This is a genomic window from Vitreimonas sp. (assembly GCF_035627415.1).
Lineage (GTDB): Bacteria > Pseudomonadota > Alphaproteobacteria > Caulobacterales > Aquidulcibacteraceae > Vitreimonas.
Map to the genome: position 1 here is coordinate 24,544 of NZ_DASPLU010000036.1, position 6,763 is coordinate 31,306.

5 protein-coding genes are annotated in these 6,763 nt (G+C 66.5%); 1 reads left to right on the plus strand and 4 read right to left on the minus strand.

Annotation, left to right across the window (positions count from 1 at the left end; genetic code table 11):
• Position 1: 1 nt before the first annotated feature.
• From VEA80_RS18595 to VEA80_RS18610, 4 genes are all read right to left on the minus strand, one after another.
• Entirely contained in the window at positions 2-1,237 is a 1,236-nt protein-coding gene (locus VEA80_RS18595) for a peptidylprolyl isomerase (protein WP_325062287.1), read from the minus strand.
• Between the two features lie 17 nt (positions 1,238-1,254).
• Positions 1,255-3,510 carry an LPS-assembly protein LptD gene (locus VEA80_RS18600; RefSeq protein ID WP_325062288.1) on the minus strand — a complete coding sequence of 752 codons (2,256 nt, stop codon included), beginning with the start codon at positions 3,508-3,510 and terminating at the stop codon, positions 1,255-1,257.
• Between the two features lie 104 nt (positions 3,511-3,614).
• Complete coding sequence (gene lptG / locus VEA80_RS18605) at positions 3,615-4,709, minus strand: LPS export ABC transporter permease LptG (protein ID WP_325062289.1); 1,095 nt, start codon at positions 4,707-4,709, stop codon at positions 3,615-3,617.
• Complete coding sequence (locus VEA80_RS18610; protein ID WP_325062290.1) at positions 4,706-5,839, minus strand: LptF/LptG family permease; 1,134 nt, start codon at positions 5,837-5,839, stop codon at positions 4,706-4,708. Before VEA80_RS18610 ends, lptG begins: the two co-directional genes overlap by 4 nt.
• A 166-nt stretch (positions 5,840-6,005) precedes the next feature.
• Here VEA80_RS18610 and VEA80_RS18615 point away from each other — a divergent pair.
• Positions 6,006-6,763, plus strand: a 758-nt coding sequence (locus tag VEA80_RS18615; RefSeq protein ID WP_325062291.1) for a M17 family peptidase N-terminal domain-containing protein, incomplete at its 3' end; no start/stop codon positions are given.

A 6,763-nucleotide genomic window follows, 5' to 3' on the forward strand; every position in this document is an offset into this window, starting at 1 on the left:
CTTACTGCGTGCGGTTGATGATGGTCGCTTCGCGGCGCAAGTTGCGCAGATAGCGCTCCGACAGCATCGTCAGCTCCTGCTCGCGCAGCCGGTCCTCGATCTGCTGGCGATCCGGGATGCCGCCGCCGCCGGTTTCGCGGGCGCAGACGACGATCGTGTTCACCCGCTCGCCGTCGACGATGACCGGTGAGGCGCGTCCGACCGCGACGCCATTGATGCGGTCGCGAATGGCCGGCGAAAGCTCGGACTCTTGCGTCTGGCCGAGATCGGCGACCTCGGCGCCCTGGACGCCGGAGATGCTGTTATCGAGGTTGCCGCAGCCTTCGATTCGGCGCTGCACCCGTTCGAGTGCGGCTTGCCGCGCCGCCGGCGCGCTGATCTGGCGGAGCGAGACGATCGAGGTCGCGCCCGCATCGGCGCCGGCGCGGCGGTCGCGCATGGCGATGATATAGACGCCGGTCTGCGTGCGCACGGGCAGCGACACCTGCCCAGGCTGCAGCTGTTCAGCAATCGGCTGGAGTTCGGGGGCCAGCTCGGGCGCGGCGATCCAGCCGATGTCGCCGCCGGCCGCGGCCGACGGCGCTTGGGAGAACTGACGCGCCACCGCCGGGAACGGCGCGCCGCGCTGCATGTGTTCCAAAAGGCGCATCGCGCCTTGCTGCATCTCGGTAAATTCCTGCTCGGTCTCGGCCGGCAGGAAGATTTCGGAAATCTGATATTGCGGCCGCGTGGCGTTGGCGGCGATGCGCTGTTGCGTTTCGCGGATTTCGACTTCGGAAACGCGAACACGCGTGCCGTACATGCCGGAAATGAGCCGCTGCCAGGCAATATCGGCTTCAATCTGCGTGCGCAGCGTGCGAATGTTGACGCCGGCGCGGCCGAGCGACTGCGCCAGACCTTCGACGGTGGTTTCGTTCTGGCGGGCGATGTCAGCCAGGCGTCGGTCGATCGTGTCGGGTGTGACGGTGATGTCGAACTTCGCCGTCTCCTGCAGCTGCAGGCGTTCGTCGACGAGATCGCGCAGCGCTTGTGCGCGCGCGCGCTGCTGCATTTCCGGCGTCGCGTCGATGCCGGCGGACACCAGCAGCAAGGTCGCGCGTTGGCGCACGTCGAACGTGGAGATGACGTGATCGTTGACGATGGCGGCGACGCCCTCGGCGTTCTGCGCCACGGCCGGGGTCGCCCCCAGCGCCGCCGCCAGCACCGCCGCGGCGGCGGAAACATGCTTCCAGTTCATTTCTCGTCTGCTCCGCCTCAGCTTCCGCCGAACACCCCGAGCGAACGCAGTCCGATCCGGATCTGCAAACCCTCATCCGGTCCGAGTGCGCCTAGCTGAGTTTCCCGCCGGGTGTAGGAAATCTCGAGGAAGGTGCAATCGTCCTCGTAAATGGCCCGGATGTCCTGGCGCAGATTTATGTCTGAATCGAGGTCTCTGGTCAGTGACGCCTGCATCCGCCAGCCGCGGGCCAGGTCGACGCCCAAGCTTGTGGTAAGTTCCTCGTTGGGGTCGGTCGGCTCGAACTGCAGCGCCTCGTCGACGCGGTAATAACGGGCGTAACCGGTGAACCGGCCGACGGCGCCGCGCACGCCGAGGTCGACACGCTGGATGTCGAGGGTCTCGTCTTCCAGGCGAACCCGCGCTTCGGCTCCGAAATTGCGTCCAAGGTCCACCTGACCGGCGGCCACCCAGTCAGTGTTCTCGCCGTCGAGATTGTTTTGCGGCGTGAAGCCCGGGGCCTGCTCGTCGCGCCAGCGACGGCCGAAGAGCAGCGAGGCGCTTTCGCCGGTGTGGGCCCGGGCGGTCGTGCGCACGCCGGCGCTGACCCGCTCACCGGGTTCCCAGAGATCGTAATTTGGCGCGGCGTTCGGACGGAACAGGTTGGAATCGTCGAGTTCGAAAGCGAGGCTGTCTTCGTTGACGCCGAGCGGGGCGAGCGGGTCATCCGTCGCGATCGCGGCCATAACCACCGGTTCGACGATAAGATCAAACCGCTCACCCGGCCGCATGAACGGCCAGCTCACTTCGGCGCCGGCGAGCCCGAGGCCGCGATTGAACGTCTCGTATTCGTCCTCGGAGGTTTCGATCTGATAGACGTCGCCGCGCGCCTGGGCGAACGGGCTGAACACCATGCCCGGTCCGAAGATCATGTCGCGGCGCCAACTGGCCGACACTGAGACCCGTCCGGTGCTGCCCTCGAACGTCCCGGCGGTCAGCGGATTGTCATCGCGAGACAGCACGGCCGAGTTCGCTTGCAGACGAACCTGGCCGTCGAGCACCGGCTCGCGCAGCACGTAATCGGTCTCGGCGAACGGAAGAATCAGCGGCAGCAGGTCGGACGTGTCCTGCGTGCGCAAACCCTGGAAGCTGATCGCGGCGATCGAGCTGTAGGAGTTTTCGCTCTGGCCGATCGCGAACAGTTGCGACAGCAATCGCAATTCCTGACCGACATACGGCCCGCGGCGCTCGCCGGCGCCGTCGATATCGTAGCGGCGCAGATATTGATCGTCGTAGGCGCGTTCGAGGCCAAAGCCCCAATCCCAATAATCGTTGACCTCGAAGCGGCCTTCGCCGAACGCGCTCCAGCGGAAGACTTCGTCGCCGAACGTGTCCCCGTCATCGTCGAACAATTGCTCTTCGGTGAAGGTGGTCTCGAGCGACATTTCGCCGGACCAGAAGCGCTTGCGATAATCGAGGCCGATCAGCGGATTGACGTTGCCGTGCAGCCTCAGCGAAGCGGTCAGGTCCTGAGACGGCGAGATCGCCCAATAATAGGGTTGCTCATAGAAGGTGCCGAGCCGACGGTTGCGGCCGATATCCGGCGGCAGGAAACCCGAGGCGCGCTCGATCGTCGGATCGGGGTGCGCGATGTACGGAATGTAGAGCACCGGCACGCCGACGACTTCCAGCACCGCGCCCTGATACGAGATCGTGCGCGTGTCGCGGTTCTGCACTGCGCGCCGCGCCCGCAGACTCCATGTAGGCGGCCGATCGCCCGATTCGCAGATCGGACAGCTCGTATAGATGACGTTGCGCAGCTCGCTCTGGCCTTCGCCGTGGCGCAGCGCCTGGCGTGCGGCGAGCGTGCTTGAATCGCCCAAACGCGCGCGCAGCTCGCGCGCGGCGCCGACGTTCATGGCTTCGTCGGCTTCGATCTCCTCGGCGTACGTGACTGAGCCGTCTTCCAGCGCGATCTGGACATTGCCGCTGGCGCGGATCGAGCCGGTGTTGAGATCATAGACGAGGCGGTCGGACCGCATCGTGCGGCCCTGATAGCGGACCTGCACGTCGCCTTGCGCCGTGATCGTACGCGCCTCTTGATCGTCGATCAGTTCATCGGCTTCGAGCAGGACGTTTTCGCTCTGCTCGGTGGGGGCCGCCGGCGCGGAGGGGGCCTGAGTTTGGGCCAGGGCCGTGGAGCTGACGCTGACGGCCAGCGCCGCGGCCAGCGCCGCCCAGCCGGACGGCGTCCGCTCGGCCGACCGGCCAGCCATCTCCCCCGAACGGCTCATCCGCATCCCTCTGTGCGACTCCAGTATTTACCTAGACGGGTGCGGCTGGACGCGTCCAGCGCCCGACGCCGCACGGGGGAAGTTGTTTCACACCCTGTTGCGGATCAGCCGTCTTCGAGGAAGGCAACCATCGCCAGAGCGATGAACATGCCGGCCAGCGGGGCGCTCCAGGCCGCGACAGCAGCAGGCACCGTCTGGGTCATCGCGAACGCCCCGGCGAGCTGACTGTAGAAGAAGAGAAAGAGGCCGATCCCCACCCCCATCGCGCCCCATTTGGCCAGATTGCCGAGCCGCTGCAGCTGCAGCGAAAAGGCCGCGCCGAGCCCCGCCATAACGGCGAGCAACAGCGGGTAGGCCAACAGGCTCTGCCACTTAAGTTCGTAGCGGGTCGGCGCAAAACCCGCCTGGCGCGCTTCGTGGATGAAACCGGGCAGCTCCCAGAACGAAAGTGTCGCAGGCGTAACGAAGCGGTTGATCAGCTCCGTGGCGTCGAGACTCGTCGGAATCGCCAAATGGGTGTGCCGTTGCGGGCGCCCGCCGGGCGCGGCCTCGACAAGATTGGTGAGCTGCCAGAAGCCGGGTTTCAGTTCGGCCGTTTCCGCGCGCATCCGCCGGGTGAAGCGCAGCGCGTTGTCGCGCGCCTCGAAGAACATGAAGGTGGCGCCCTGAAGCACAGTCCCGCTCGCGTCCACGCTGTCAGCGTGGATGACGACCTGGCCTTCCCGGTCGCCTTGACGAATCCAAACGCCGTTCTCGCCTGCCTGAGCGCCGAACGCGGAAAGCGCATCTTCGCGCTCCGACTCGAAGGCCTTGTAGAACTGCGCGCCGATCGGATTCAGCAAGGTGATGGCGAAGACGCCAAGCGCGGCGCCCACGAACGCCGAAGGCGCCAGAAAGCGCCAGGCCGAAACGCCCGCGGCGCGAATCGCGACAAGTTCGCTGGAGCGGTTGAGGCCCACGATCGCCATCATCGTGCCGGCCAGCACCACGAACGGCAGCGTTTGCTCGACCAGCATCGGCGTCTTCAGCAGCGTGAGGCGGAACGCCTCCAACATGCTGACGTCTTCGCCGATCGTGCGCATCTGCTCGACCATGTCGATCAGCAGGATCGAAGCCAGCACTGCGACCAGCGCCACGGCGACGCCGGTGACGACGCGGCTAATGATGTAGAGCCCGAGGCGCGAGAACAGGAACGTCATGCCGGCGCCTCCGTCAGCACCGAAGGCCCGAGCGACTGACGCCTGCGGCGCGCCCGCTTGCCGCCGAGCATGACGGCGCAGACCACAATCACGATGATCGGCAGCGCATATTGCAACGCGTTGAGCTGAGGATCCTCCGCGGCGGCCGCCTGGATCGCCAAGGCCGCAAGCCGCACCACGAGCGCCCAGACGGCGGCGATCATGATGCGTCGCGCATAGCCGCGCCTGCTGAATTCGCCGACCAGCACGCCGGCAAGGGCGACCATGGCGAGCGCGATGTTGAGAAGCGGCGCCGAGAGCCGCGCATGCGCTTCAGCCAGGAACTGGTCCACGTTCCGCTGGTCATAATGCGACGTGAGATCGGGAAAGAAGAGTTCGTAGAGCGTGCGGTCGGACGCCTTGAGGAAGAAATAGCCCGGCTCCTCCACCATCTCCGTGCCCATCTGCAGCACATAGCGGTCGAAATCGAGCACATCGACTGTGCCTTCTTCCGTCTGCCTCTGAATCTGGCCATCGCGCATCACGACGGCCGGCGCGCCGTCGATCGTGACAATTGCCCCCGCGCGAGCCGTGTATGTGATCGGGTACTCGGGCCGGGCGTCGTTGATCAGCAGATCGCGCAGCTCGCCCGAGCCGCCGCGCTCGCGTGCGTAGAGCGTCAGGTTCTCCGCCGGGAAGGTGAACGAGCCTTCTTCGATTAGGCTCGAGGCGATGTCGGTGCGCAGCGCGAACAGAGTTTCTCGTCGTTCCGTGAACGACCATGGCTGCACGACGACGTTGATCGCCAGATGCGCCAGCGCCGCGAGCGTCGCCAATTGCAGGATCGGCCGCGCGATCCGCCGTCGCGAAACGCCGGCGCCGTAGAGCACGGCGATCTCGCTCTCGCCCTGCATGCGGTTCAGCGCGTAGACGGTGGCGATGAACACCGCCATCGGCAGGATCAGCGAAATGAGCTGCGGCAGCGCCAGGATCGTCACCCAGGCGAAGGCCCAGCCGGCGCGGCGGTTGGTGATGATGATGTCGAGCTGGTTGAGGCCTTGGGTCAGGATGGCGATCGCCGCGAGCGCCCCCAGAATGGCCAGAAGCGGTCCCAGCGCCTGGCGGAAGATGTAGGCCGAAACCGTGTTCATCGCGTCCCTTCGAGCGGCGCCGGCGCCAGCGGTCCTGGGGCGCCGCCCTGTTCCCTAAGCCCAGCCGTCAGCTTTTCAATTGCTTCCGGCATGGCTACCACTGCGCCAACCGAGGTTGAAGCGGGCGCTGGCCTGCAATTCCCGAGAACCGGTTTCGAGGACATTCATGGACATCCGTTTTGTGACCGCCGGCGGCGGCGATGTTGTGGCGATCATGGCGGTGGAGGGCGGCGACCTCTTGGACGCCGGCAAGGCGCTGGACGCCGTCAGCGGCGGTCGTATCGCCAAGGCAATGAAGGCGGGGCGTTTCACGGGCGCGGTGGGGAATGTGGCCGACATTCTGGCGCCGGAGGGCGTCGACTTCGCCCGCGTGCTGGTGATCGGCGTCGGCAAGCCCGAGGCCGCCGACGGCATGACGATCGAGCGCTGGGCGGGCCACGCGGTGAGACGCACGCTCACCTCCGGAGCCGAGAAGCTGGTGCTGCAGCCCGATGGGCTGCCGACCGTTTCGAAAGCCGAAGCCGGCGCGCATGCGGCGATGGGGGCGCGCCTCGCGTCCTACCGGTTCGATTCCTACAAGACGAAGCTGAAGCCTGAGCAGAAGCCGACGCTGCAGGCTGTGGAAATCATGATGGACGGCACCGCGGCCGCGAAGGCGCGCGCCGAGAAGGACGAGGCGATCGTCGAAGGCGTGTTCTTCGCCCGCGACCTCGTCAGCGAGCCGCCGAACGTGCTGTACCCCGAGAGCTTCGCCGAGCGCCTGCGCGATCTCGAAACCATCGGCGTCGAGGTCGATGTGCTCGAGCCCGCGGCGATGGAGCGGCTCGGCATGGGCGCGCTGCTCGGCGTGGCGCAAGGCTCCGCCCGCGGCGGGCGTCTGGTCACGATGCGGTGGAACGGCGCGACCACCAAGAAGGGCAAGCC